This is a genomic window from Pseudoflavonifractor sp. AF19-9AC, assembly GCF_003478995.1.
Lineage (GTDB): Bacteria > Bacillota > Clostridia > Oscillospirales > Oscillospiraceae > Lawsonibacter.
This window is the reverse complement of record NZ_QUGI01000008.1, coordinates 1-25,456: the sequence shown is the minus strand read 5'-3', so window position 1 is coordinate 25,456 and position 25,456 is coordinate 1. Positions and strand designations below refer to the sequence as shown.

Annotated in this window: 21 protein-coding genes and 1 tRNA gene; 11 read left to right on the top strand and 11 right to left on the bottom strand. The window is 60.4% G+C overall.

Annotation, left to right across the window (positions count from 1 at the left end):
• Position 1: 1 nt before the first annotated feature.
• The 4 genes from DWX58_RS12975 to DWX58_RS12960 all read left to right on the top strand — a co-directional run bounded on the left by DWX58_RS12975 (position 2) and on the right by DWX58_RS12960 (position 5,189).
• Positions 2-877: a carbohydrate ABC transporter permease gene (locus DWX58_RS12975; RefSeq protein WP_118644473.1), complete on the top strand. Its 876-nt coding sequence runs from the start codon at positions 2-4 to the stop codon at positions 875-877.
• On the top strand, positions 874-2,490 hold the full coding sequence (locus DWX58_RS12970; RefSeq protein ID WP_118644471.1) for an extracellular solute-binding protein: 1,617 nt from the start codon (positions 874-876) through the stop codon (positions 2,488-2,490). Before DWX58_RS12975 ends, DWX58_RS12970 begins: the two co-directional genes overlap by 4 nt.
• Positions 2,491-2,649: 159 nt before the next feature.
• Positions 2,650-3,465, top strand: coding sequence for a hypothetical protein (locus tag DWX58_RS12965; RefSeq protein WP_118644469.1), 816 nt, complete (start codon positions 2,650-2,652; stop codon positions 3,463-3,465).
• Between the two features lie 164 nt (positions 3,466-3,629).
• A complete protein-coding gene (locus DWX58_RS12960; RefSeq protein WP_118644467.1) occupies positions 3,630-5,189 on the top strand; it encodes an aromatic amino acid ammonia-lyase in 1,560 nt (519 codons plus the stop codon).
• Positions 5,190-5,718: 529 nt separating this feature from the next.
• Here DWX58_RS12960 and DWX58_RS12955 read toward each other — a convergent pair.
• The 3 genes from DWX58_RS12955 to DWX58_RS12945 form a co-directional block, all read right to left on the bottom strand.
• Positions 5,719-5,794, bottom strand: a tRNA-Arg gene (locus DWX58_RS12955).
• 68 nt (positions 5,795-5,862) lie between these two features.
• Positions 5,863-6,402 carry a 4'-phosphopantetheinyl transferase superfamily protein gene (locus DWX58_RS12950; RefSeq protein ID WP_243093501.1) on the bottom strand — a complete coding sequence of 180 codons (540 nt, stop codon included), beginning with the start codon at positions 6,400-6,402 and terminating at the stop codon, positions 5,863-5,865.
• Between the two features lie 75 nt (positions 6,403-6,477).
• Entirely contained in the window at positions 6,478-7,029 is a 552-nt protein-coding gene (locus DWX58_RS12945) for a DUF6512 family protein (RefSeq protein WP_118644465.1), read from the bottom strand.
• 89 nt (positions 7,030-7,118) lie between these two features.
• On the opposite strand from DWX58_RS12945, the gene spoVAC reads away from it, so the two are divergent.
• The 4 genes from spoVAC (at position 7,119) to DWX58_RS12925 (ending at position 11,658) form a co-directional block, all read left to right on the top strand.
• Complete coding sequence (gene spoVAC, locus DWX58_RS12940) at positions 7,119-7,556, top strand: stage V sporulation protein AC (RefSeq protein ID WP_118644463.1); 438 nt, start codon at positions 7,119-7,121, stop codon at positions 7,554-7,556.
• 114 nt (positions 7,557-7,670) lie between these two features.
• Positions 7,671-8,819, top strand: a complete 1,149-nt coding sequence (locus DWX58_RS12935; RefSeq protein WP_118644461.1) for an alanine--tRNA ligase-related protein — start codon at positions 7,671-7,673, stop codon at positions 8,817-8,819.
• 32 nt (positions 8,820-8,851) lie between these two features.
• Positions 8,852-10,186, top strand: coding sequence for a putative ABC transporter permease (locus tag DWX58_RS12930; RefSeq protein WP_118644459.1), 1,335 nt, complete (start codon positions 8,852-8,854; stop codon positions 10,184-10,186).
• A gap of 128 nt (positions 10,187-10,314) precedes the next feature.
• Positions 10,315-11,658 carry a helix-turn-helix transcriptional regulator gene (locus DWX58_RS12925; protein ID WP_118644457.1) on the top strand — a complete coding sequence of 448 codons (1,344 nt, stop codon included), beginning with the start codon at positions 10,315-10,317 and terminating at the stop codon, positions 11,656-11,658.
• A gap of 26 nt (positions 11,659-11,684) precedes the next feature.
• Here the strand turns inward: DWX58_RS12925 and DWX58_RS12920 are convergent, their stop codons facing one another.
• Both DWX58_RS12920 and DWX58_RS12915 read right to left on the bottom strand, forming a co-directional pair.
• Positions 11,685-12,776, bottom strand: a complete 1,092-nt coding sequence (locus DWX58_RS12920) for a glycosyltransferase (RefSeq protein WP_118644455.1) — start codon at positions 12,774-12,776, stop codon at positions 11,685-11,687.
• 101 nt (positions 12,777-12,877) lie between these two features.
• Positions 12,878-15,001: a collagen-like protein gene (locus DWX58_RS12915; RefSeq protein WP_279229870.1), complete on the bottom strand. Its 2,124-nt coding sequence runs from the start codon at positions 14,999-15,001 to the stop codon at positions 12,878-12,880.
• A 651-nt stretch (positions 15,002-15,652) separates the two neighbouring features.
• Here DWX58_RS12915 and glpK point away from each other — a divergent pair.
• Complete coding sequence (glpK, locus tag DWX58_RS12910) at positions 15,653-17,149, top strand: glycerol kinase GlpK (protein ID WP_118644453.1); 1,497 nt, start codon at positions 15,653-15,655, stop codon at positions 17,147-17,149.
• A 39-nt stretch (positions 17,150-17,188) separates the two neighbouring features.
• Entirely contained in the window at positions 17,189-17,449 is a 261-nt protein-coding gene (locus DWX58_RS12905; protein WP_118644451.1) for a hypothetical protein, read from the top strand.
• A 36-nt stretch (positions 17,450-17,485) separates the two neighbouring features.
• Here the strand turns inward: DWX58_RS12905 and DWX58_RS12900 are convergent, their stop codons facing one another.
• The gene (locus DWX58_RS12900) at positions 17,486-18,664 is read right to left on the bottom strand and encodes a cation:proton antiporter (RefSeq protein WP_118644449.1); all 1,179 of its coding nucleotides are present in this window, start codon (positions 18,662-18,664) and stop codon (positions 17,486-17,488) included.
• 195 nt (positions 18,665-18,859) lie between these two features.
• Between DWX58_RS12900 and DWX58_RS12895 the strand changes: the two genes are divergently transcribed.
• Entirely contained in the window at positions 18,860-20,047 is a 1,188-nt protein-coding gene (locus DWX58_RS12895; RefSeq protein WP_118644693.1) for an iron-containing alcohol dehydrogenase, read from the top strand.
• Positions 20,048-20,166: 119 nt separating this feature from the next.
• On the opposite strand, the gene DWX58_RS12890 is transcribed toward DWX58_RS12895, so the two are convergent.
• The 5 genes from DWX58_RS12890 to DWX58_RS12870 all read right to left on the bottom strand — a co-directional run bounded on the left by DWX58_RS12890 (position 20,167) and on the right by DWX58_RS12870 (position 25,332).
• The gene (locus tag DWX58_RS12890; protein ID WP_158579287.1) at positions 20,167-21,207 is read right to left on the bottom strand and encodes an acyltransferase family protein; all 1,041 of its coding nucleotides are present in this window, start codon (positions 21,205-21,207) and stop codon (positions 20,167-20,169) included.
• Between the two features lie 202 nt (positions 21,208-21,409).
• Positions 21,410-21,742: a CGGC domain-containing protein gene (locus tag DWX58_RS12885; RefSeq protein WP_118644445.1), complete on the bottom strand. Its 333-nt coding sequence runs from the start codon at positions 21,740-21,742 to the stop codon at positions 21,410-21,412.
• Between the two features lie 33 nt (positions 21,743-21,775).
• Positions 21,776-23,110: a hypothetical protein gene (locus tag DWX58_RS12880; protein ID WP_118644443.1), complete on the bottom strand. Its 1,335-nt coding sequence runs from the start codon at positions 23,108-23,110 to the stop codon at positions 21,776-21,778.
• Complete coding sequence (locus DWX58_RS12875) at positions 23,103-24,380, bottom strand: DUF58 domain-containing protein (protein ID WP_118644441.1); 1,278 nt, start codon at positions 24,378-24,380, stop codon at positions 23,103-23,105. The genes DWX58_RS12880 and DWX58_RS12875 overlap by 8 nt, the downstream gene beginning before the upstream one ends.
• The gene (locus DWX58_RS12870; protein ID WP_243093499.1) at positions 24,370-25,332 is read right to left on the bottom strand and encodes a MoxR family ATPase; all 963 of its coding nucleotides are present in this window, start codon (positions 25,330-25,332) and stop codon (positions 24,370-24,372) included. The genes DWX58_RS12875 and DWX58_RS12870 overlap by 11 nt, the downstream gene beginning before the upstream one ends.
• Positions 25,333-25,456 lie beyond the last annotated feature (124 nt).

The following is a 25,456-nucleotide window of genomic DNA, read 5'->3' as shown; positions in this document are numbered from 1 at the left end:
CATGAGACAACATGCTGATTTTGAGCGTCTGGAGCGCTCCGCCCTCCGCCGCAGCCGCAGACTGCGGGCGGTGACCTACGTGGGGCTGACCATCTGGGCCCTGGTGGTGCTGTTCCCCTTTTACTGGATGGTGCTCACCTCCCTGAAGAGCTACGGCTCCTACAACTCGGAGCATACCCCTGTGTTCTTTACCCTGTCTCCCACCCTGGAAAACTACTGGGAGGCCTTTACCGCCGTGCCTCTCGGAGGCTATCTGCTGAACACCCTGATTTTCTCCGTCATTACCACCGCCATTATGGTGGTGGTAAGCACCCTGGCGGCCTACGCCTTTGCCCGCCTGGAGTTTAAGGGCAAAAACCTGCTGTTCGCCCTCTTTTTGTCCATGATGATGATTCCCAGCGAACTGGTGGTCATCACCAACTTTGTGACCATCACCAACCTGGACCTGCGCAACAGCTTCCCCGGTCTCATTCTGCCCTCCATCACCTCGGTCTTTTATATTTACCTGCTGAAGGAAAACTTTGAGCAGGTACCCGACGAGCTCTACCGGGCGGCCAAGGTGGATGGAACCTCCGACCTCAAGTACCTGTGGAAGGTGATGATCCCCATCTGCCGCCCCACCCTGGTGACCATCACTATTTTGAAGATCATCGAGTGCTGGAACTCCTACGTCTGGCCCCGGCTCATCACTGACAACCAGGCCTACTTCCTGGTGTCCAACGGCATTCAGGAGATTCGGGAAAACGGCTTCGGCCGGGAGAACATCCCCGCCATGATGGCCGCTGTGGTGGTCATTTCGGTGCCGCTCATCGTGCTCTTTCTGATTTTTAGAAAGAAGATCATGGAGGGCGTGTCCAGGGGAGGGATGAAGGGATGAGAAGCGTGAGACGCATTCTGGCTGTAGCCTGTCTGCTGGCGGCGGTTCTGGGCCTGCTGGCGGGCTGCCACGGCCGGCAGGAGCAGGCGGCCTTCTCGGTGCCGGAGGAATTTGACGAGAGCCGGAGCTATGAGATTACCTTCTGGGCCAAGAACGACACCAACAAGAGCCAGACCGACATCTATAAAAAAGCCATCGAGGACTTTCAGGCCCTCTACCCCAACATCACCGTCACCCTGCGGCTCTATACCAACTACGGGGACATCTACAACGATGTCATCACCAACATCTCCACCCAGACCACGCCCAACGTGTGCATCACCTACCCCGACCACATCGCCACCTACCTCACCGGTGACAACGTGGTGGTCCCCCTGGACGAGCTGATGGCCGACGAGCGCTACGGCCTGGGGGGGAGCGAGGTACGCTTTGACGCCCCATCCCAGGAGGAGATTGTACCCCAGTTCCTGGAGGAGTGCCGGTTAGGAGGACACTACTACGCCCTGCCCTATATGCGCTCCACTGAGGCCTGCTACGTGAATAAGACCTATGTGGAGGCCCTGGGCTACGAGCTGCCCGAGGTGCTCACCTGGGACTTTGTGTGGGAGGTCTCCCGGGCGGCGGCAGAGCAGAACGCCGACGGCACCTACGTCCTCAACGGACAGCAGGTGATGATCCCCTTCCTCTACAAGTCCACCGACAACATGATGATCCAGATGCTGAAGCAGAAGGATGCGGGATATTCCACTCAGACAGGGGTGATCCAGCTCTTTAACGACACCACCACCCAGCTTCTGAAGACCATTGGGGAGAACACCGCCTCCGGTGCCTTCTCCACCTTCAAGATTTCCGGCTACCCCGCCAATTTCCTCAACGCCGGGCAGTGCGTCTTTGCCGTGGACTCCACCGCCGGCTCCACCTGGATGGGCAGCGACGCACCCCTGATGGACATTGCCGAGGAGGAGATTGCGCAGTTTGAGACGGCGGTGCTGCCCGTGCCCCAGTTTGACCCGGACACCCCCCAGATGATCTCCCAGGGCCCCTCGGTGTGTATCTTCAATAAGGAGGACCCCCAGGAGGTGCTGGCCTCCTGGCTCTTCACTCAGTACCTCCTCACCAACGAGGTGCAAATTGCCTACTCCCAGACCGAGGGGTATGTGCCGGTGACCACCAAGGCCCAGGAGAGCCCGGAGTACCAGGATTACCTGTCCCGGGCGGGGGAGGACAACGACACCTACTATGAGGTGAAGCTCCAGGCGGTGCAGCTGCTGCTCGACCATATGGACGATACTTTCATCACCCCGGTCTTTAACGGCTCGGCCTCCCTGCGGGACGCGGCAGGGCAGCTCATCGAGGGGGTGACCAAGGCGGTGCGCCGGGGCCAGACGGTGGATGATGCCTTCCTGGAGACCCTGTATAGCGATACCCAGGCTCTCTACCATCTGGATTCCATTTCGCCCTCCGGGGGAGAGGCAGATCTTGGCCCCCTGCCGGGGACGGCGGTGGCTCTTCTGGTGGGACTGGCGGTGGCCTGGATCCTCATTTTGGGGTATCTGGCATTGCAGTGGAGACAGGGACGCAAAAAACGGGCTCATTTGCACAAAAATGGATGATTACCCCGGTGAATGGTTGATTTCCAGTGGATTTGCGCTATAATTAGGTCTGCTGTGAGAAGACGGAGCGGAGGTGCGCCGCGGCTTGCGGCCCCCCTCCGCTTTCCATTCTTTTCCGCACTCTTGCACGTGTTTTCAAGAAAAAAGGAGGAAAATTCCATGAAAAAGCTTCTGTCTTTGCTTTTGGCGCTGGGCGTTGTCTGCTCCCTGGCCGGCTGTGCCGGCTCCAATGACGGCAGCCAGTCCGACGCCTCCCAGTCCTCTTCCGCCTCTGCAAGCGGCTCCCAGACCGACGGTTCTCAGGCCGACGGCTCCCAGACTGATGTCCAGGTGATGAGCTATGAGGAGTACATGGCCGCCGAGCTGGACGCCCAGGTGACCATCGAGGCCTATGTCCAGGCCAAGCAGTCCTGGTGGGAGGACAAGGCCACCGTCTATGCCCAGGACGAGGACGGCGCCTACTTCCTGTACAACATGGTCTGCTCCCAGGAGGACTACGATAAGCTGGTCCCCGGCACCTGCATCCGCGTTACGGGCTATAAGACCGAGTGGTCCGGTGAGGTTGAGATCATTGACGGCACCTTCGAGATTGTGGAGGGCGACACCTTTGTTGCCGAGCCTCTGGATGTGACCTCCCTGCTGGGCACCGAGGAGCTCATCAACCACCAGAACCAGCTGGTGGACTTCAAGGGCCTCACCGTAGTGGCCGCCGGTCAGGACGACGCCGGCAACGACGTGCCCTTCCTCTACAACTGGGACGGCTCCGGCACCCAGGGGGATGACCTCTATTTCAACGTCTCCGTGGGCGACCAGACCTATACCTTCACCGTGGAGTCCTACCTCTGCGACAGTTCCACTGAGGTCTACAAGGCCGTGGAGGCCCTGGAGATTGGCCAGGTTATTGACGCTCAGGGCTTCCTCTACTGGTATGAGGGCGTCAACCCCCACATCACCTCCATCACCGTGGTAGAGTAATTTCCCATTTACCCAAAGCTGCTTCGTCTCCCCGGAGGCGAAGCAGCTTCTTTTTTTCGCCTCTTGCCAGAACGGAGCCGGACGAGTATGATGGAACCAGATTCTCCGCAGAGCTGCCCAAAAGACGGCAGCGCGGACAGGAATGACTGCGAGGAGGAACGGATATGGAGACACAGAAACACCCGCGGGGGGCAAATCCCGTGGTTTTGGACGACTGCCTCATTGACCTGGACCAGTTTATGGCGGTGGTCCGGTTTGGTGCGGAGCTCACCTATTCTCCCGCCTTTTGTGAGCGGGTGCAGAAAAACCGCCGGCTGGTGGAGCGCTTTCTGGAGGAGAACCGGCCGGTCTACGGAGTGACCACCGGCTTTGGGGAGAATGTGCGCTACGTCATCCCCAAGGAGGACGCCCGGGCACTGCAACGGAATATTGTCCGCTCCCACGCCTGTGCGGTGGGGAAGCCCCTGAGCCGGGAGCAGGCCCGGGCGGTGATGTTCATGACTATTCTGAACGCCGGAAAGGGCCACTCGGGCATCCGTCTGGAGACCCTGGAGCTCATTCGGCAGTTTCTGAACCGGGACATCGTGCCCTATGCTCCCTCGGAGGGCTCGGTGGGCTATCTGGGGGTGGAGGCCCATCTGGCTCTGGCCTACATTGGAGAGGGCAGCGTACTGCAGGATGGCAAAAAGGTGCCTGCGGCCCAGGTGCTGGAGGAGGAGGGGCTGACCCCTCTGGTGCTGGAGTGCAAGGAGGGCCTCACCATGCTCAACGGCACCATCACTGTTACCGCCCTGGCACTGCTGGCCATCTATGATGCCCGCGTCGCCGCCCAGAACATGGAGCTGGCGGGGGCGTTGTGCTACGAGGCCCTTCACGGCACCACCAAGGCCCTGGATGAGCGGATTCACCTCACCAAGGACCATGAGGAACAGCATGTCTGTGCCCGGAACCTGCTGCAGATGCTGGAGGACAGCGAAATCTGCGCCGCCCACCGGGACGACAAGGTGCAGGACGCCCTGGTGCTGCGCTCCATGCCCCACGTCCACGGCTCGGTCTGGCGCCTTTTGAAAGAGTCGGAGCGGGCTATTGTGGAGGAGATGCACTCCATCAGCGACAACCCCCAGCTCTTTGACACGGAGGACGGAGACGGCGTGGCCCTGATGTGCGGCAACTTTGACGGCACCTATGTGGGCTCCCACGCGGACATCATTTCCATGGCCTGCGCCATTGCGGGCAACCAGGTGGAGCGGGGCATCAACCGCATGGTGGACCGGAACCTGAACGACGGGCTGCCCGCCTTCCTGGTGACCAACCCCGGGCTGAACAACGGCTTTATGATCCCCCAGTACACCGCCGCCGGGCTGCAGAACGAGTTGAAGCTGCTATCTGTCCCTGCCAGCGTGGACTCCATCTCCGCCTGCGCGGGCCAGGAGGACCCGGTGTCTATGGCCTACAACGCCGCCAAGCGGGCGGGAGAGGCAGTGGGGAAGCTTCAGTACATGGTTGCCATTGAGATCCTGGTGGCCCTCCAGGCCATCGACCTGCGCAAGCCGCTGCAGCAGGGCCGGGCCACCCGGCGGCTGCACGACTTTGTGCGCCGGAGCGTGGCCTTTGCGGAGGAGGACCGCTTCTTCGGACAGGACATCGAGACTCTCTTCCAATTCGTCCGGGACGGGGCTCTGGTGCGGGAAATGGAAGCAGAACTGGGTCTGTTTCAGGAATAACCTATGAGCAACAGAAAACGGAAGGCACAGATTGTGCCTTCCGTTTTTATCGGTCCATGATCTCCAATCCCCATGCGTCACACTTACTTGGCTGGCAAAAAACAAGATAGCTCTTACGATCTATCCTAGTCTGGTACGCCCGAAGCCGAAGCGCAGCCCGGTGTGCCGGGGGCACGCCGGGCCGCTGCGGCTCCCTTCCCAAGAAGGCGAGTGCACCGCACGAAGCCTGATTGGCGATAGACGCAACAGTTACGAAAACAAAAAAAGTCAGGGTAGACTTTATAATCTACCCTGACTTGTCTTGCGGGTAATGTCTGGATGTCGCCTTATTTCTCACCACATTCATGGAAGCGATCCCAAAACGGCCCTTCTGGGCCGCGCCGCTTTTGCGGCGTAAATTCGGAGCGAAGCGGAGAATTGCGCAGGGGCGGCTTTGCCGACCCCGAGCATTTTAATGCCGAAGGATGGAGCCGCCTGGCAGGTGGCGGAACCCAAAAAAGAAGCACCTGCTTAGCAGGTGCTTCTTTTTTGGTACGCCCGAAGGGACTCGAACCCCCAACATTCAGAACCGGAATCTGACGCTCTATCCATTGAACTACGGGCGCATCTCTATTGACGCTCCGTTATTATAGCAGGATTTCGCCCACTTGTAAAGAGGGAATTTTCCAGTCTCCTACCCGTTCCCCAGCCATTCCACGTTTTCCGGAGGCTGAGCAAACCCACAGGCCGCCCCCCGCCAGTTTTCCCCTTTATAGAGCCGAAACCACATACCGTCCAGCTCATAAAGCGTTGTCCCCACCCGGGGGATGGGCACCCGGATCCCGGACAGCCGCTCCCGAATCCCATGGCCGGTACACTTGACCCGGCTCTCCTTTAGGGCCCACAGGGTGGTAAAGGCACTCCACAGCTCCCGCTCCCCCTCCAGCCACGCCAGCTCCTCCGGGGAGCACACCCGCCCGGGCAGGCCGGGGCGCCACTGCTTCACCACCTGGATGTCCACTCCCACCGGCTTTTGGTCCAGGGCGCACAGGGCCAGGCTGCCACTGTGGCTGAGGTTAAACTCCCGTCCTGGATTCTGGGGAAAGTATGGCTTCCCCTCCTCTGCCTGCCGGATTTCCGGCAGGGGGTCCAGCCCCCAGGTAAGGCGGACGCTTTGGGCCAGCAGCTCATAGGCCTGCTCCCGCCGCTCCAGGCCCTTCGCACCATATACCACCACCGGCTCCTCACGCCCCTCTCTGTTGTATCTGCCCCGATTATAGCAGGCGGCGGGGCCCTGTGTCCATCGCTTTCAGCAGGGAATCTGGAACCAGGCGCTGGCGCTGGACAGGTCCACAAAGAGAATGTGCTTTGGCGGCCACAGGGTAAATACGGCAAGCAGAATGCCCAGTACCAGCACCGCCGCCACAGGCAGCATCCACTTGATCCCCTGGAAGGGACCGGAAAACTGGGTGGGCAGCCAAAAGCCCAGCACCATCACCAGCACATAAATGGCAATGTCCACCCACATGGCCTCGCCGCCCAGAGTGATATGGTATAGGTAACCCAGCAGCAGCATCACCAGGCACATCAGCGGCAACGCCAGCAGCCAGGGATGAATCCCACCCGGTCTCCCCCGGTTGAGCCACACCGCCGCCAGCAGGTAGGGCCAGAAGACGATTTTCACATGCTCCCACAAGCTCTCGTTCACCGGAGAAACCAGGGCGTTCACGGCCCCCGGCACAGAGGAATAGAGAAAATGCAGGGCGCTCCCCACCAGCATGGTGGCCAAACAGGTCAGCAGCAGCGTTTTCGTTCCATAATACACCCCAATCACCTCGCCTTCAATGTATGCCTTTCCCATTCTCTTCATGCAAACCTCAGCATAAATTTCCTGTTCTGCGGCAGACTATCCAGCAAGAGATCTTCTCGATCCAAGGAGGGATTTACCCCATGACAAATTCGGAATACAGCAAGCTGGTCAGTCAATATGCCCAGCCCTCCCCCATTTTAAAAGACTGCATCTGGGCCTTTTTGGTGGGTGGGTCTATCTGCACGGTGGGCCAGCTGCTCTCCAACCTCTACCGACAGCGGGGGCTGGACCAGGACCAGGCCGGGGCGGCGGTGTCCATCACCCTTATTCTGGCCGCCGCCCTGCTCACCGGCCTGGGCTACTTCGACAAGCTGGCCAAACACGCCGGGGCCGGCACCCTGGTACCCATCACAGGCTTTGCCAACGCCATGGTCTCCCCCGCCCTAGAATTCAAAAGTGAGGGGCTCATCACCGGCACGGCGGCCAAGCTCTTTGTGGTGGCCGGTCCGGTACTGGTTTACGGCATCTCCGCCAGCGTCATATACGGCGTTCTTCTGGTGCTTCTGCAGGCCCTTTAGCCGCAACTTTTTGGCATCGTTTGCCTTTCCTTTCTCTGTGTGTTATGATGACATTATTCAGGGCCCGGGCGGAGCCGCCCGGGCCCAAACTTACATTGTGCGAGGTCACCATTTATGGAAAAGCTATATGAAGCGGATCCCTACCTGCGTCAATTTTCCGCCCGGGTCGAGGCCTGTACTCCCTGCAAAAAAGGATTTGAGGTCTTGCTGACGGAGACTGCCTTCTACCCCGAGGGCGGCGGCCAGCCCTGGGACACCGGCACTCTGGGCGGCGTACGGGTCCTGGAAGTCCACGAGCGGGAGGGCCGGGTGGTCCACACCTGTGACGGCCCGCTGACTCCTGGCGAGACCGTGGAGGGTATCATCGACTGGGACCGGCGCTTCGACCTTATGCAGAACCACTCCGGCGAGCACATCGTCTCCGGCATCGCCCACGCCAAGTGGGGCTGTGACAATGTGGGCTTTCACATGGGTGCCGAGGTCATCACCATTGACCTCAATGTCCCGCTGGATGGGACGGATCTGGCCTGGCTGGAGGAGGAAGCCAACCGTTACCTCTGGCAGGACCGCCCGGTGCTGGTCACCTATCCCTCCCGGGAGGAGCTGCCCACGCTGGAATACCGCAGCAAGAAGGAGCTCACCGGACAGGTGCGCATTGTCACCTTCTCCGGTGCGGACATCTGCGCCTGCTGCGGCACCCACGTCTCTTCCACCGGACAGATCGGGCTTATTAAGCTTTTGTCGGTACAGAAGTTCCGGGAGGGCGTGCGCATTGAGTTGGTCTGCGGCGGCCGGGCCCTCCGCTACCTCAACCGGATTGGGGAGCAAAACCACCGGATTTCCAACCTGCTCTCTGCCAAGCCCTTTGAGACCGGGGCGGCGGCAGAGCGGTTGCTGGAGGAGAATGCCGCGCTGAAGTCCCGCATTCTCACCATGGAGGCCGTCCGCTTCCAGACCCTGGCCCAGGCCCACGCCGGTCAGGACAGCCCCGTGGTATTTGAGCCCGGCCTGTCCCCCGACGGTCTGCGGCGGCTGTGCGACGCCCTGCTCCAGGTGTGTCCCGGCCGGTGCGCCTGCTTCTCCGGGGAGGATGGCAAGGGCTACAAGTACGCCATCGGCTGCCGGGGCGGCGATCTGCGCGCCTTCACCAAGGAGCTGAACCAAACCCTCAGCGGCCGGGGCGGCGGCAAGCCCGACTTTGTGCAGGGCTCGGTGCAGGCGGACCGGAGCGCGGTGGAGGCCTTCCTGGCCCACCGGAGCTGATTTTTCCAAGACATACGGATTAAGGAGCATTTATGGATTATACATGGTACCAGCTGGGATGGTTTTTCCTGGCCTATTCCTTCCTGGGGTGGCTGCTGGAGACCTCTCTGGCCGCGGCAAAAAAGCGCCACCTTCTGAACCGAGGCTTTCTGAACGCCCCCTTCTCCCCCATCTACGGCTTGGGCGGCGTTCTGTTCGCCCTGTTTTTACCGGAACTGCGGGATGACCCCTTCTTTCTCTTCCTATTCGGCGCCATCCTGGCCACCGGTCTGGAGCTGCTGACCGGCGTACTGCTGGAGAAAATTTTTGGTCAGAAATGGTGGGACTATTCCGGAGAACGGTTCCAGTTTGAGGGCCACATCTGTCTGAAATACTCTCTGCTCTGGGGTCTTCTGGCACTGGTGTGCGTCTTTGCGGGCAATCCCCTGCTTATCTCCCTGGTGGGGCTTCTCCCCCGCACAGTGGGACGTGTTACCCTGATCGTAATTCTGTGCCTGTTGGCCGCCGACCTGTTCAGCTCGCTGGCTGCTCTGTTCCAACTCAACGGAAGCCTGAAGGAGCCCAACCAGATCTCCCTGCGGTGGGCCCGGCTGACCCGGGCACTGGACAATGCCGTCACCCGGGCCATCCAGCGCCGTATGGTCCGGGCCTACCCCAACCTGGAGCTGGAACGTCTGAAGGAGTCCACCGCCCGGCGCCGGGCGGCGGCGAGCCAGTCCACCGGCGTCTTTGCCCAGGGCTGCTGCTTCTATAAGCTACTGTGGCTCTTTTTCATCGGTGCCTTCCTGGGCGATATCATTGAGACCATCTTCTGCCGGGTCACCGCCGGAGTGTGGATGAGCCGGAGCAGCGTGGTCTACGGTCCCTTCTCCATTGTGTGGGGACTGGGGGCGGTGCTTCTCACCGCCGTGCTCTACAAATACCGAAACCGCAGCGACAGCTACATCTTCCTGGTGGGCACCGTGGTGGGCGGCGCCTACGAGTACATCTGCTCGGTGTTCACCGAGCTGGTCTTCGGCACGGTGTTCTGGGATTACAGCCACCTGCCCTTCAACCTGGGCGGGCGCATCAACCTACTCTACTGCTTCTTCTGGGGCATCGCCTCGGTGGTATGGCTGAAGCTCATCTACCCCAGGCTCTCCGGCTGGATTGAGAAAATTCCCGTCCGGTGGGGCAAGCCGGCCAGTTGGGTCCTCATCGTCTTTATGATCGTCAACATTCTGGTCTCCTGCCTGGCCATGGCCCGCTACGTCCAGCGCCAGAACCAGCCCGACGCGCCCACCTCCGCTCTGTCCCAGATTCTGGACGAGCGCTTCCCGGACAGCCGCATGAAGCGCATCTACCCCAACGCCATTCTGGTGGACTAAACCCCAAAACGCTTCTCCCCCAAGGGTTTTCGTCCCATGTAAACCGCCGGTTAGCAAAACGCCAAGCGCCGGGCGGTGGCCTGAAATCCCAATATCTGCTAGGCTCAAGCCACAAGGAGGGATGACCCATGACAACCGGACAACGCATCGCCGCCAAGCGGAAGGAGCTGGAGCTGTCCCAGGAGGGATTGGGAGAGCGGCTGGGTGTTTCCCGGCAGTCCATCTATAAGTGGGAGTCGGACGCCTCCCTGCCCGAAATTGACAAGCTGGTGGCATTAAGCCGCCTGTTCAACGTGCCGGTGGGCTGGCTGCTGGGGGTGGAAGAGGAGAGCGCCCAGGGAAGCGACCCGCTGAGTGAGGAGCAGCTGCGCATGGTGGAGGAGATCTTCCGCCGCTACCAACAGGAGCAGTCGTCCAAAGAGCTCAGCGAGGAGCAGCGCCGACAAGTGGAGGAGCTGGTATCCAAGGGGACAACCGGAAAGGGAAAGTCCCCCTGGGACAAGTGGTCGGTACGCATCCTGTTCGGCATGTGCGGCGCCATCGTGGCTTCGGTGTTTACCATCAACTCCAAGGTGGACAACTTCCAGAATCAGTATTCCGACCTGTCCTATTCCATTGAGAATATTACCAGTTCCGTGCACGGTCAGATCGGCTCCCTCACGGGAAGGGTGGAGGAGATCCTCAAAGCCCAGAACAGCCTCACCGCCGACTACTCCGCCCAACCAGTCTCGGCGGACCTGGAGGACAATACCGTCACCTTTGACCTCCGGGTGGTACCCAAGACCTACGTGGAGGGAATGACCGTCACCTTCCTGGCTGAGTATGGGGAGGGCAGTCAGGAGGCCGAAGGCCAGCTGGGCTCCGGTCAGGCCTTCACCGCCCGGCTCACCTGTCCTCTCACCGACTCCATCACCCTGTCCGCCGTCTTCGTCACCGGGGACACCCGGCAGACTCAGCTGCTGGACAATTTCTCCAGTCTGCGTACCGCCTCTTTTCCCGACGTCACCCTGATGGCAGGGAGTGAGCTATGGGGCTTAGAACAAAACAAGGACGGCAGTTTCTCTCTCCCCCCCATTACCGCCACCTTCTCCTCCAGCAGCAACTCCACACCGGCAGTCTACGCGTTCCTGGAACAGTCGGAGGTAACCCGCGTCCAGGTGGGCCTGTTCCGGAACAGGAAGCTGGTGCGCTGGCTGGAAAAGGCCGAGGATCCCACTGGAGGCCACAGCAACTCCTCCGCTCAGGTGGAGGCAGTTACCGCTGATGAGGTGGGCTACTGGTCCGACTACACGCTGCCGGAAATGACGCTGGAGGCCGGAGAAGGAGACACCATTGAGTTTGCTGCCCTCATTACCGACCAGTATGGCCGTCAGTTTATGTGCCCGGATTTCGGCTTTGTGGTTCAGAATGGGACGTTGGAGTATCCAGAGTACAAGGAATTTTCCACTGACCCGACGGATTGGACTTTTTAATGTTTAACGCCCACGGCGGGCCGGACCTATTGGGTCTGGCCCGCCGTTTCCTGTTCCAGCAGGGCCACGTTGCCGCGGAGGCGCTCATTTCCCGGCTCCAGACTGAGGGCAAGCCTGGCCTCCTCCAGAGCCTCCGCCTTCCGCCCGGTGCGGTAAAGGGCGATGGCGCGCAGATCGTGGGGCAGGCTCCCCCACGGCGCCGCCTCACAGATATAGGTGCGGGGGCGCTCCTGAATCTCCAAAGCACAGCCGGTAAAGTAGAGCACACCCTCCCACTGTTCCTGCTCATAGAGGAGCATGGCCAGATCCATATAGGGCTCCCTCAGGTGGGGGGCCTCCGCTATCGCCCGTAGGTACCAGTCCCGGGCCAGCCGCCCCTCTCCCTTCTGAGCATAGGATTTGGCAATATACCGCATGGAGGCTGCCCGCTCATCCCGCCAGACCGCCTTTGGCATGGCCAGGTGGCGCTTCAAAGTGGCGATACAGTCGTCCCACCGGCCGTGGAACATATATTCCCGGCCAAGATAGTGGGCGTTTCGGTCGTCCTCCGGGTCCTCCGCCACCGACAGCTCCAGCAGAGGCAGATATTGCCCTCTGGACTTGGTTGGGTCCGGATGGTGGTCCAGCTGCACCCCGTCCGCCACCACCATGGGCCCGGGCTTCCCCTCCCCCACCCAGCTGAGCACCTCGTGGACCGGGTGGGTCCAGCGATAGCCCCGGCGGGCGTGGATTTTCTCATACCAGAAGACCACTCCCTCCGATCCGTCGGGGTTAAAGGACCAGGTGTAGCGATAGGTGGCCTGACCCGCTCCGGGCTCCCAGGCCTCCTCCAGATGGGCCCGCCAGCCGGGGTGGAACACCTCGTCCAGATCGGTACACACGCAGATGTCCGCATCCTCCGGCACCAGTTCCAGGGAGCGATTGCGAGCGGTGTCAAAGCGCCAGGGGTGAATCTGCTCCACGGTTACTTCCGCCCCCCGGGCCCGCAGCTTCTCCACGGTGTCGTCGGTGGAGCCGGTGTCCAGCACCACCACCTGGTCAGCCTCCTCCATGGAGTCCATCCAGCGATCCACAAATTGGCTCTCATTTTTACAGATGGCGTAAACAACGACCTTCAAGTTCTGCTCCTCCCTCGCTTTTTACTTGAAAGGGGGGCCGCCGTGTCTTGCGGCGGCCCCCGTTTTCGGTTGACACTCCAGTCCGAAACTCATTCTTATTTTCAGGACGGAATGTCGCCCAGACGATTGATGGACAGTCCAATGGTGCTGTAAAGATAATTGCCTCCATCTCCCACCACTTGCAGCTGCGCCGGGGCAGACGCCACCGACACTGGCGTACTGAAGGACAGAGCCGCTGTCTGTGACGAGGTGTGGAAAATATACAGAGACGTGGCTCCGGGAACCACCGAACCATTCTCCTCGAGAGACACCCCCACACTCTGGGGGAAGTTTGCCCCACTGACGGGAGAAAAACTGCCGTGGAAAGAAACCTCGTACACGCCGGGCTGATTCACTGTAAACGTGCTGCTGCCCGGTGTGTGACTAATGTCCGTACCATAGGAAAGCGCGTTTTGGTCAAAGAGCAACGCCCCGCCGCTGGTGCCGGACTGAGCCGGTGTAGAATAGGCAGACAACAGAGACACAGGCGCAGGTGAACCGGTATCCCCCTTGGGAATGGTGAAGTCAAACACGGCACTTTCGGGGGTACCCGAATTGGTCACTTGGGCATCGGTGCCCGGTGCGCCTGTGGTCACGGTGCCCACAGACAGAGTGGCAGGTGTTCCGGCAGCTCCCGTTTCTCCGCTGGGACCGGCAGGGCCGGTGGGTCCGGTCGGGCCGGTAGCGCCCACGGCACCAGTGGGTCCGGTGGGACCGGTGGGGCCGGTAGCGCCCGCGGCACCAGTGGGCCCGGTTGGACCGGTAGCACCCGCAGCGCCGGTCGCTCCGTTGGGGCCGGTAGGACCAGTGGCACCCGCAGCACCGGTCGCTCCGGTGGGGCCAGTGGGGCCGGTAGCACCCGCAGCACCGGTCGCTCCAGTGGGGCCGGTTGGACCAGTAGCACCCGCGGCGCCGGTCGCTCCGGTGGGGCCAGTGGGACCAGTAGCACCCGCAGCACCGGTGGCTCCGCTTTGGCCAATTGGGCCAGTAGCACCTGCAGCTCCGGCAGGTCCAGTAGGACCAGTTGGGCCAGTTGGGCCGATAGCACCCGCAGCGCCGGTGGCTCCAGTGGGCCCGGTCGGGCCGGTAGCGCCCGCAGCGCCGGTGGCTCCGGTGGGACCGGTGGGGCCAGTAGCACCCGCAGCACCGGTCGCTCCGGTGGGGCCGGTGGGGCCGGTAGCGCCAGTGGCGCCGGTGGGACCTGTGGGGCCGGTAGCGCCAGCAGCGCCGGTTGCTCCGGTGGGCCCGGTGGGACCAGTGGCACCCGCAGCACCAGTTGCTCCAGTGGGGCCGGTTGGACCGATAGCACCCGCAGCGCCAGTGGCGCCGGTGGGACCTGTGGGGCCGGTAGCGCCAGCAGCGCCGGTTGCTCCGGTGGGCCCGGTGGGACCAGTGGCACCCGCAGCACCAGTTGCTCCAGTGGGGCCGGTTGGACCGATAGCACCCGCAGCGCCAGTGGCGCCGGTGGGACCTGTGGGGCCGGTAGCGCCAGCAGCGCCGGTTGCTCCGGTGGGCCCGGTGGGACCAGTGGCACCCGCAGCACCAGTTGCTCCAGTGGGGCCGGTTGGACCGATAGCACCCGCAGCGCCAGTGGCGCCGGTGGGACCTGTGGGGCCGGTAGCGCCAGCAGCGCCGGTTGCTCCGGTGGGCCCGGTGGGACCAGTGGCACCCGCAGCACCAGTTGCTCCAGTGGGGCCGGTTGGACCGATAGCACCCGCAGCGCCAGTGGCGCCGGTGGGACCTGTGGGGCCGGTAGCGCCAGCAGCGCCGGTTGCTCCGGTGGGCCCGGTGGGACCAGTGGCACCCGCAGCACCGGTTGCTCCAGTGGGGCCGGTTGGACCGATAGCACCCGCAGCGCCGGTGGCTCCAGTGGGCCCGGTCTGGCCGGTAGCGCCCGCAGCGCCGGTGGCTCCGGTGGGACCGGTGGGGCCGGTAGCACCCGCAGCACCAGTTGCTCCGGTAGGACCGGTGGGACCAGTAGCGCCCACAGCACCGGTTGCTCCAGTGGGCCCGGTGGGACCAGTAGCGCCCACAGCACCGGTTGCTCCAGTGGGCCCGGTGGGACCAGTAGCGCCCGCAACGCCAGTGGCTCCGGTGGGACCGGTGGGGCCAGTAGCGCCCGCAGCGCCGGTGGCTCCAGTCGGGCCAGTAGGTCCAGTGGTTCCGGTAAAACCAGCCGGGATCACAAAGTTCAGAATCGCATTTTGTGCGGTTCCTACGTTACTTACCTCAGCCGCTGTACCCGGTGCCCCTGTCTGGACCATCCCCACTTCCACAGTGGCAGCAGTTCCGTCCTTTCCGGCAGCACCGGCAGGGCCCGTAGCCCCAGTCGGGCCAGTAGCACCCGCAGCGCCGGTCGCTCCAGTGGGGCCGGTCGGACCAACAGCGCCTGTGGCTCCAGCAGGACCAGTTGCACCCACTGGACCCGGGATTCCCTGAGGGCCCGTAGGCCCGGTGGCGCCGTCCGGACCGGGAATCCCCTGGGGACCGGTCGGACCTGTGGGCCCCGGAGGGGGCGGGCAAGGGGGACAGGGCGGCGGGCAAGGGGGCGGACAATGAGAAGGTGGGCAGGACGGCGGGGGGCAGGGCGGCGGACAGCAATCGCAGTGAGAGGGGGTGCACCCCTCATTGAGATATGCCACGATGCCCTCTCTGCACCGGTCGTCTCCGCCGGGAACATGATATCGTTTCATAATCGCTCCTTCGAAATGACGCGTTCTTGTATTTACCGTGGATGTTCCACATCCCATTCTATGCCGCAGGATTGTCCGGTGTCTCTCCGGGCCTTTACACCGCTCCCGCTTTCTGTCATAATAGAAAAAAAGGGAGGGAGTCCCATGAAACGATATGTTATTGCCCTGGATCAGGGTACTACCAGCAGCCGGTGTATCATCTTTGACCGGGACCAGAACATCATCGGCCTGGCTCAGCGGGAGTTTACTCAGCACTATCCCCAGCCGGGCTGGGTGGAACACGACCCCATGGAGATTTGGTCCAGCCAATTCTCGGTTCTTACTGAGGCTTTGGCTCAGTCCGGCATTGCTCCGGAGGAAGTGGCCGCCATCGGAATCACCAACCAGCGGGAGACCACTATTGTGTGGGACAAGACCACCGGCCGCCCAGTCTACAATGCCATCGTATGGCAGTGCCGGCGCACCGCCTCCCTGTGTGAACAGCTCAAGAAGGACCGGGAGCTCACCGACTACATTCAGGAGCACACCGGTCTGCTTGTGGACGCCTACTTTTCCGCCACCAAGCTCAAGTGGATTCTGGACCACGTAGAGGGAGCCCGGGAGCGGGCCCGCCGGGGCGAGCTGCTCTTCGGCACGGTGGACTCTTGGCTGGTGTGGAAGCTCACCGGCGGCGCGGTGCATGTCACCGACTATACCAACGCCAGCCGCACCATGCTCTATGACATCCAGAACCTATGCTGGGACAAGCACATCTGTGATGCCCTGGACATCCCCATGGAAATGCTGCCCCAGGTGGTTGGGTGCAGCCAGGTCTATGGCACCGCCAACATTCAGGGCGTAAATGTGTCCATTGCGGGCATCGCCGGCGACCAGCAGGCCGCCCTCTTCGGCCAGACCTGCTTTGCCCCCGGTCAGGCCAAAAATACCTATGGCACCGGCTGTTTCCTGCTGATGAACACCGGGGAACGGCTATATCGCAGCCAGAACGGTCTTCTCTCCACCATTGCCGTGGGGTTTGGAGACAAGGTGCAGTATGCTTTGGAGGGCTCCGTCTTCGTGGGCGGGGCCGTCATCCAGTGGCTGCGGGACGAACTGCGCTTTATTACCGAGTCCCGGGACGCGGAGTATTACGCCTCCAAGGTGAAGGACACCGGCGGAGTGTATCTGGTCCCGGCCTTCACCGGCCTGGGCGCTCCCCACTGGGATATGTATGCCCGGGGCGCTCTGGTTGGTCTGACCCGGGGCACCACCCGGGACCACATCATCCGGGCCGCCCAGGAGTCCATTGCCTACCAGAGCTATGATCTGGTGCAGGCCATGGAAAAAGACACGGGCATCCCCCTCACCATCCTCAACGCCGACGGCGGCGCCAGCCGGGATCGCTTCCTGATGCAGTTCCAGGCCGATATCCTCAACCGCCCCGTGCTCCGTCCCGCCATCCGGGAGACTACCGCCCTGGGCGCGGCCTATCTGGCCGGGCTGGCGGTGGGCCTGTGGAACAACCTGGAGGAAATTCAGGCCATGCGCACCGTGGAGCAGCGCTATGCCCCCCAGATGGAGGAGCCGCGGCGTCAGAAGCTGCTGCGTGGCTGGGACAAAGCCGTGGGCCGCAGCCTCAATTGGGCCGAGCCCGAGGACTGATCCTCCCCTATATTTTGCATCGGAACAGGAGCGACTACATTGAACGACATTCTCATTCCCACCCTTCTCTTTTGGGAAAACGGCAACACCTTTTACGGCAGCAAGGGGCTGGCCCGATTCTTTATCCGGCCCGTCCGGCCAGAGGAGGGTGATCCCCGCCTGGATGTAGAGCTGTGGCGGGGCCCCCTGACCAAGGAGCTGAGTGAAATTCTCACCACAGCCTCCTTCCCCTTAAGTGAAGACGGGCTGACCCAGCTGACTGCTTGGCTGGAGGAACGGGCCAAGGAACTGAATCCATAAAAAAGAGCCTGCCGACGGCAGGCTCTTTTTTATGGATTATACCAGCTCCGGACCTCTGGAAATCACTGTTTTCAACAGGACAGGCGTCACCAGGGCGGAGGCAATGACACTCAGTACAATGGCCGGCAGAATCACCGGGTCGATCATCCCCGCGGCAATTCCCTTCTGGGCCACCATCAGGGCGACCTCGCTGCGGGCCACCATACCGATTCCCACCACCAGAGACTGGTGGTTGCTCATTCGGCACAGCTTCCCGCCCAGGCCGCAGCCCACGATTTTAGAGAGTACCGCAAACACAACCAGGAACAGGGCAAACACCAGGATTTCCGTGTTCATGGTCTTTAAGTCGGTCTTCATGCCCACGCTGGCAAAAAACACGGGGGTAAACACCATGTAGGAGGTAACCGTAAATTTCTTGGCCACAAACTGCCGGGACTTGGTCACGTTACAGAGAATCAGGCCGGCAAAATAGGCGCCTGTGATGTCCGCCACGCCGAACAATTCCTCCGCGCAGTAGGCCATGATGAGGCAGAAGGCCAGGGCCCACACCGCCACTCGGCGGCTGTGCCAGTGGTCCTCCGAGACATAGAGAAACACCTTGCGGATGACGGCTCCCACCACAAAGGTGAACACGAAGAACAGCGCGATGCGCCCCATCACCATGAGGGGATTGTCTCCGCCGGAGCTGAGGCCGCTGAGGATGGAGAGGACAATGATGCCCAAAATGTCATCAATGAGGGCCGCACTGAGCAGCGTGGTGCCCGTTCTGGTCTTCAGCTTTCCCATCTCATTGAGGGTCTCCACCGTGATGGACACGGAGGTGGCAGAGAACACCGAGCCCACAAAGGCCGCCTTCAGCACATTGTAAAAGGTGAACTCGTCCATGAAGAAAAAGAAGTAGAGTCCGCCGCACAGCAGAAGCGGCACCGTCACGCCTGCGACGGCAATGACCAGAGCCTGGATACCGGTGCTCTTTACCTCCTCCAGGTCGGTATCAATGCCGGCGGTAAACATGAGCATGATGACGCCGATCTCCGCCGTCTTCACCAGAAAGTCTGTGCTTTCCAGTACGCCAAAGCCGCTGGGGCCCAGAATAATACCCGCCAGCAGCGCGCCCACCACCTGGGGCATATGAATCTTTTCCGTTGCCAGTCCAAAGACCTTGGTGGACAACAAAATCAGTGCCAATAACAGCAAGTATGTATAGGATTCCATCCCCACACCTCATTATTTCATCCATATTGTTGCTTGGAGCTTCTTGATTATATCACGCCCCGCGCCTGTGTCAAAGGAAAAATACCAAAACTTAAAACAACCATTGCATTCCGGCAAACTGCATTTTATTATTAACAGGAGAGACCTCTCTCTGCGCCTTGCGGCGCTGATTTTGGAAAAGGACCGGTGACCTACATGCAGTCATTTGAGTTTTATTCTCCCACTCGTATCTTGTTCGGCGCAGACACGGAGCTTCAGGCTGGAGCACAGATCCGCGGGCTTGGCTGCGGCCGGGTCCTTCTGGTCTGCGGCGGCAAAAGCGCCGCGGCCAGCGGGCTTCTGGGCCGGGTGGAAGGGAGCCTAAAGGAATCCGGGCTGGCTGTCCGGACCCTGTCCGGTGTGCAGCCCAACCCCCGCCTCTCTCTGGCCAGAGAGGGCGTACGGCAGGCGCTGGAGTTCGGTGCCGACTTTGTGCTGGCCGTGGGCGGCGGCAGCGTCATTGATACCGCCAAGGCGGTGGCCGACGGAGCCGCCAACCCGGAGACCGATGTGTGGCAGTTCTGGCTGAGGAAGGCCCCCCTCACTCGCTCCCTGCCCCTGGGCGCAGTGCTCACCATCCCGGCCGCCGGCAGCGAGTGCAGTGACTCTGCCGTTCTCACCAATGAGGAAACTCATGAAAAACGGGGCCTCAGCTCGGATCTGCATCGTCCCCGGTTCGCCATTCTGAATCCCGCCCTCACCCTCACACTCCCACCCTACCAGGTTGCCTGCGGTGTGGTGGACATTATGATGCACACCATGGACCGCTACTTTAACCCCGCCACCGACAACAATCTGACCGATGAGCTGGCGGAGGGCCTGCTGCGCTGCACCATTCAAAACGGCCGCCGCGCTCTGGAGCACCCGGGAGATCTCCACGCCATGAGTGAGCTGATGTGGGCGGGCAGCCTGTCCCACAATGGCCTCACCGGTTTGGGCGGAGCCAAGGATTTTGCTCCCCACCAGCTGGGTCATGAGCTCAGCGCCATGTTCGACGCCACCCACGGTGCCACCCTGGCCGCCGTCTGGGGCAGCTGGGCCCGCTATTGTCTGGACACTAACCCCGATCGCTTTGTCCGCTTCGGCTCCAGAGTCTGGGGGCTGGATGCCTCCGGCAAGACGCCCCAGGAGGCCGCTCTGGCGGCTATCCAGGCCACGGAACAGTTCTTCCGCTCCCTGGGGATGCCCACCTGTCTCTCCGAGCTGGGCTGCGGAGTGCTGGAAGAGGCCACGCTGAAGGAACTGGCCTACCGCTGTACCTACTACCAAACCCGCACCATCGGCACCTTCCGCGTGCTGAACGAGGCGGATATTCTGGCCATCTATCAGCTGGCTAACCACTGAATTCATCTTCTGTTTTTCTTTCAGGAAATGTAAGCCCAAAAAATAGCATGAGCGCACGGACCATACCGGTCCGCGCGCTCATGTTTTGTCTTCTGCGACGTTCTGGCAGCCTATGCTGCTCATGTCGGAACGTTCCGCTTTGCTGCACTCTTTTTTTGCTCTGCCCGTCTCCACGGAAGCCGGCGATACCACCCCGCGCCGAACAAGAAGCCCGTGCACCGGCCCACTACCGGGTTGCCAAGCAGAAGCAGCAGCCCTGCCCACACCGCAAACACCTGCCACGGCCGCTCCAACAGCCAGGGGTACTTCAGGCGGATCAGGTGAAAGAAAAAGCCATGAAACAGATAGATGGAAAGGGTGTTTTCTCCCAGGGTGGTCACCACTGGAATCCGGCGCTTGAGGCAGGGCGCCAGCCCCAGAACCAGGAGAAAGATGGTACAGGCTGCGCAGCACATAATAAGTCCCCGTGCCTGCCAGCTGTACCCCAGATTCTCATACCCGTAGGCGCCCAGCATCATCTTTGCGGTAATCCCCCGCTGAAACAGCAGCCGCTCCAAAACCACCACGCAGACCGCCGCCAGACTCAGGACAATTCCCTTGAAGGTCCGTCCCGCTCCTTCCCAGCGGACCCGAAGGCCGTCCGCCCGTCTGAAATAATAGCCCAACAGGAACCAAGGCTGGAACGCCACAATCCGGGATGCGCTCCACTGGTAGTCGATGCTCTGATCAAAGCCCACCAGCAGCGCCAGCACCACCGAGACAGCTACCATCAGCCCCCGGCCTGCAGGAGACGGAACATCGTATATTGGCAGCAGCAGTGTATAGATCGCCAGGACAAAGAGATACCACAAAATCCAATAGGGCCTTGAAAACTGCACATGGACGTAGGGATCCCCCAGCTTTTCCACAAAAGAGGTATAAATCCACTGAAACAGCAGATAAGGCACTGCCATGCCAAAGATCCACTTGATTCGGTCAAACCGGGCAAACATCCCGCTGAGGAACAAAAAAGCGGGCATATGAAAGGAGTAGATGAGCTCGTAAAGAAGCTCCCGGTGGGGAAATTCCCCCGCAATCTCCAGCAGGTGCCCCAGCACCACCAGAGCAATCAGCAAAAAGCGCAGATTGTCATATTGATATTCCCGTGTTTTGATGTTCAAGACACCTCCTTTCCGTTGGCTTATGCGGAAATCCAGGCTAGAATACCACGTTTTCTCCCATTCTGCAAGAAGAAAAGCCGCCCAACCAGTCGTGTCAGGCAGCTTTTCTTCCGTTTTATTGTCCCTTCCAGAGCAGCACTTCCAGCACAGGCAAACATATTCATGTTCCCGCGCGGTCATTTCTGGTGTTGGAGTCTTATTTTCAATGTGTATAGTCCAAAAATTTCACACGATCGCCCAGGTCCTTGGCAATCAGCTCTTTCATTTTCTTTGCAAAGGGACACGGATAGCCTATGGGCGTTCCCTTTTGAATGCAGCTTGCGAAGGCTATGGTATCGGCACCTCGTCTGACCAGCTCCCGCGCTCTGAGCACGGCTTTCTTAGCCGGGCAGCCGCCGCAATTGATGAACCCCACCAGTTCAATGTCCTCCTCAACGCCTTCAAACGCGCCTTTCTTCTCCCGAATCATGTAAAAATCCGTTGTCCCGGGGCAGTAATCTTCCGTCTGCTGACAACGTATAATCCCTACTTTCATACTCTGCTCCTTTCCGCAAAATCTGGTTTTGCTCTAGTGCTGCGCGCGAGCGCTGCTCAGACCACGCAATCTCAGGCGCAGGTTGGAGCCTGCATCCCGCACCATACCGCGATACACCGCTGTCCCCAGGCGACGGCGGACAAAGGCTGCCTTGGGGAACAGCTCTTCTCCTGTGTACGGCGCAAACAGTGCCTGGTCAACGGCCGGAATCAGGCTTTCCAGTGCCTGAATCAGTTCCGGATCTCCGGCAGCTCTGTCCCGAAGTCGGCCGAGAAACTCCCGCGGTGTCTCGCCCTGCAGCTTATGCCACGGAGTAGGCCCGCTGCGCTGGACCAGCAGGAAGTAGAGCCCCATAGCGGTATCCCGGTTCTTCCATAGCCACATCCGTCTGGATACCCACTGCCCCCAACCAGCCAGCAGCCGGCGCAGAGCTGTCAGCAGGGAAATCCGATGTCGAACGGCCTCTGGCCGTTTTTCTGCCCGCACCCTTGCCAGACGAATGCGTCCCAGGGCCCTCAGTAGCAGGAAAACCACTATCAGGACTCCCACTGCCAGGATTATCAAGAGAATGAGGGGCAGGCTGGAGTCAATTTGAATTTGTTCATCCATCTGTCCCATGCCTTGGGTCACGTCTGGGGGCGGCAGCTTCCCGCTTTCAGCAGCCGGAAAGAGAGATGCCAAAAATACAAGAAATTTCCACAGGAGATCCAGCAGAAACTGTCCCGCCTTTACCGCCCAATTCCAAAGCGTCACCAGGCCTTCCCCCGCAGGAGCCGCCACAAAACTAACCAACAGCCACACCGCAGCAAGTACTCCGGCAAAAATCGTTCCCAGGAACATCCAGCTGCGGGGGCCAAGGTTTGCGCCGGACCGAAAAACAATGGTGCCCAAAATAGAGGAGGCACAGCCTACCGCAATAGGGATGCACCAGGACACAGACAGACCTGTAGCAGACAGATAGGCGGTAAAAAGCGCCAGCGTCACCAACGACAGATCCGTCACCAGCATTAGTTCAAAAAGGGTAGGCGAGGACTGCGCCAGGCGTCCCGCGTAGGCTGCCAGCCACGCACAAAAAATAACGGCCCAAAGCCCCCCCATCCAATCGGTTACTCCACCCAGAAAAACGGCGGCAAGGCAGGCGGCAAGGCAAAGGCCTCCGTTGACCAGCACCAACCCCTGCATGGTGCGCTCCCGCCGAAGGAAACCGCGGTCTGCCACGAACAGCAAAAGCGCATAGGGTAGCAGCATCACCGGGTAGTAGCTGCCCGCCCCCCCGTTTCTGAGCGTGAAGCAATGGACCAGCGTACACTGAACGCAGGCACTGGAACAAAGAAGTGCAGCAGACGGGAGGGGATTATATTTACGCATGTTCCCTTCCCTCCTTCAGGCTGGACAGGGGAATTACCTCAAACTCGCCCGCCTGCAGCTTGCCCTCCGCCGCGGTGATCAGTGTGGTTCCAGCACTTCCCAGACAGTACGGAAGAGACTTCTTTCCCAATAAGGCAGCATCCCAGAGGATATAATAAAATCTGCCCACGCTTCGGGCCACTTCAAAAATGGGGGTCTCATCAAAAACAGTGGCCTGCATAGTGATTTTCCCCTCATCATCCCGCCGAAGGGGAAGCGGCTGATAGGCCGCCAAAGCTCGCAGCATCTCCTCTGTCTCAGCAAAGAACAAATTGCTGACCCCGGCCGTCCCCCGGCACAGACTGAGGCCGCACCGAACCTGAAGCGCACTCAGACACACCAGAAGGGAGGCCAGCACACTCAGGGCATCCTCCAGTTCCTTCAGGTGTGGCTCCGGGCCGCTGAAACTCTCGCCGTCAAGGAGGAAGTGAACGCTTCTGGGCAGAATGTCCTCATAAACATTGACAGTAAGAGGCTGACACCGAGCCGCAAGCCGCCAGTTGATGTGCTTGAGGGAATCCGCCGTCTGATAATCCCGAGTGGATCGAATGACCGTAACGTCCTCCATAATGCCCTTGGCCCCAGTATCGGCATTCCACAGATTGCGCAGAAAGATATCAGGGCGCACCTTAATGAGCTTGGGATAAATGTAAAACCGGCGCACGTTTCTCTCGCTCACGGGCTGTTCCACCTGTGTCAATCCAAAGCCGTCTCCGGTACGCACCCGCCAGCCAGTGGTGGAATAGACACCCCTTCGTCTGGCCGTCCAGGGCATGGAACACTGTGCCGTCTCATACCACAACAAAAAGGAAAATCGTTTTTCTCCCACCAATTCGGTACTGTATCCTTCGTCTTCCAAAGCAGATTTCTCATTCTCGTCCGGCTCTCTCCGGTGCTCCTCGGGAAGCATGCACAGATCCGGCGAGAGCGGAAAAAACAGCTCCAGCCAAACCAACGGGAGGAATTTCCCGTTTTCTACTTCAATGTCCACTTGAATCTTGTCCCCGGGAAAAACTCCGCTGCTCTGGCTAGACGCCGACACAGAAATGCGGCGCAGCGCCAATGCTGCCCAACATCGCGAAGCAAGGGCCAGCAGAAAGAGAAACATCAGAACCGCTGCCACTCTGCCCTGTCCGAAAAAGGCAGCCAATACGCACAGTACCAGGACGAGTACCAACGCAGGCAGCGTCACCAGGTTGCTGGAGCGGCTCAGAACCGGTTTACTTCTCATGGCTCACAGCTTTCCCTAATGTGGGTGAGGCCGGCACCCGGGCAAGGACATCATCCAGAATAGCACCGGCACTTACGCCGGAGAAGCGGGCACCGCTGTCCGGCACCAGACGGTGCTCCAGCACCAGGTGGGCCAGAGTCTTCACATCGTCGGGCGTCACAAAATCCCGACCCTCCATAGCTGCCCACACCTTGGCAGCCCGATAGAGTCCCCGGCTGGCCCGGGGGCTGGCGCCCATGGCCAATTGAGTATGGCTTCGGGTGGCACCCGTCAGGGCCACAATATAGTCCGCCACCTGGTCGGATACATGGACGGCACCCACTTCCTGCTGAGCCTGTACCAATTCCTCGGCACAGGTCACCGCCTGAATTTTCTCAAGGGGAATGTGGTCGCCCAGCCGACGAAGCATTTCCCGCTCCTCCTCTGGTTTTGGATAGCCCATGCTAATGCGGATCAGGAAGCGATCCATCTGGGCAGCGGGCAAACGGAAGGTACTTTCCGATTCCACCGGGTTCTGGGTCGCCAGTACCAGAAATGGTGCAGGGAGAGGAAAGCGCTCCCCATCAATGGAGATCTGGCGCTCCTCCATGGCCTCCAGCAGAGCGGATTGGGTGCGGGGAATGGCACGGTTAATTTCGTCCGCCAGCAGAATGTTTGTCATAACCGGTCCCTGACGCAATTCAAAATCTCCGGTCTTCTGATTATAGATGCGCATTCCGATGATATCGCTGGGCAGCATATCAGGTACAAACTGAATACGCCCGGAGCAGCAGCCCAGCGCAAGAGAGATTGCCTTGACCAGAGTAGTCTTGCCCACACCCGGCAGATCGTCCAGCAGCACATGACCATCGGCCAGCACAGCCATGATAATAAGGCGAATCCGATCTCCTTTGCCCACAATAATTTTTTCTGTCTCCGCCTGAATCCTCTGCGCCAGCTTCTGAATATCCATGATTTGCTTCCCACTCCTTCTCTGCACCGGCCTGATTGTCCGCCGGCGGATATATTGTATTAGTTTATCATTTTGATAAGGTAGAATAAGTTTCGCAAATTGAAAAGTGGATAAAAAGAGACAT

Coding starts and splice junctions, on each gene's coding strand:
- DWX58_RS12935 (WP_118644461.1), top strand. CDS start 7,671: ATGGAAAAGCTATATGAAGCGGATCCCTACCTGCGTCAATTTTCCGCC.
- DWX58_RS12885 (WP_118644445.1), bottom strand. CDS start 21,742: ATGAAAGTAGGGATTATACGTTGTCAGCAGACGGAAGATTACTGCCCC.
- DWX58_RS12895 (WP_118644693.1), top strand. CDS start 18,860: ATGCAGTCATTTGAGTTTTATTCTCCCACTCGTATCTTGTTCGGCGCA.
- DWX58_RS12870 (WP_243093499.1), bottom strand. CDS start 25,332: ATGGATATTCAGAAGCTGGCGCAGAGGATTCAGGCGGAGACAGAAAAA.
- DWX58_RS12965 (WP_118644469.1), top strand. CDS start 2,650: ATGAAAAAGCTTCTGTCTTTGCTTTTGGCGCTGGGCGTTGTCTGCTCC.
- DWX58_RS12930 (WP_118644459.1), top strand. CDS start 8,852: ATGGATTATACATGGTACCAGCTGGGATGGTTTTTCCTGGCCTATTCC.
- spoVAC (WP_118644463.1), top strand. CDS start 7,119: ATGACAAATTCGGAATACAGCAAGCTGGTCAGTCAATATGCCCAGCCC.
- DWX58_RS12945 (WP_118644465.1), bottom strand. CDS start 7,029: ATGGGAAAGGCATACATTGAAGGCGAGGTGATTGGGGTGTATTATGGA.
- DWX58_RS12900 (WP_118644449.1), bottom strand. CDS start 18,664: ATGGAATCCTATACATACTTGCTGTTATTGGCACTGATTTTGTTGTCC.
- DWX58_RS12925 (WP_118644457.1), top strand. CDS start 10,315: ATGACAACCGGACAACGCATCGCCGCCAAGCGGAAGGAGCTGGAGCTG.
- glpK (WP_118644453.1), top strand. CDS start 15,653: ATGAAACGATATGTTATTGCCCTGGATCAGGGTACTACCAGCAGCCGG.
- DWX58_RS12875 (WP_118644441.1), bottom strand. CDS start 24,380: ATGAGAAGTAAACCGGTTCTGAGCCGCTCCAGCAACCTGGTGACGCTG.
- DWX58_RS12970 (WP_118644471.1), top strand. CDS start 874: ATGAGAAGCGTGAGACGCATTCTGGCTGTAGCCTGTCTGCTGGCGGCG.
- DWX58_RS12880 (WP_118644443.1), bottom strand. CDS start 23,110: ATGCGTAAATATAATCCCCTCCCGTCTGCTGCACTTCTTTGTTCCAGT.
- DWX58_RS12960 (WP_118644467.1), top strand. CDS start 3,630: ATGGAGACACAGAAACACCCGCGGGGGGCAAATCCCGTGGTTTTGGAC.
- DWX58_RS12975 (WP_118644473.1), top strand. CDS start 2: ATGAGACAACATGCTGATTTTGAGCGTCTGGAGCGCTCCGCCCTCCGC.